The organism is Paraburkholderia phymatum, assembly GCF_040965635.1.
GTDB classification, from domain to species: Bacteria; Pseudomonadota; Gammaproteobacteria; order Burkholderiales; family Burkholderiaceae; genus Paraburkholderia; species Paraburkholderia phymatum_B.
In genome coordinates this window covers 1-291 of sequence record NZ_JBFRCH010000144.1, presented here as the reverse complement: position 1 = coordinate 291, position 291 = coordinate 1, and the positions used below count along the sequence as shown (strand labels likewise).

General features: G+C 66.0%; 1 pseudogene. It reads left to right on the top strand.

The features are described from left to right. Nucleotides 1-291 (top strand): annotated as a pseudogene (locus tag AB4Y32_RS40545) (hypothetical protein); the annotation flags it as partial.

The following is a 291-nucleotide window of genomic DNA, read 5'->3' as shown; positions in this document are numbered from 1 at the left end:
GCATCAACTACGGCCCGACGACGCCGTCGCAGAACCAGCTGTTCGCACATGCTGCCGTTGGCGTGCGCTCGCACATCATCGTGCTGGGCGGCGGCGCGCAGATGACGACGCTGTTCTTCGGCCCCGACTATCCGGGCGAAGTGGGCTACGGTTCGTTCTTCGACCTGAACAACGCGCAGGGTGCATTCGGTGCGTCGAATCTGTCGCCGAAGCCTGAAGCGATGGCCTTCGCAACGATGACCCGCGCGCTCGACGGCACGAACACGCTGGGCCGCGTCAAGGGCACGCCGG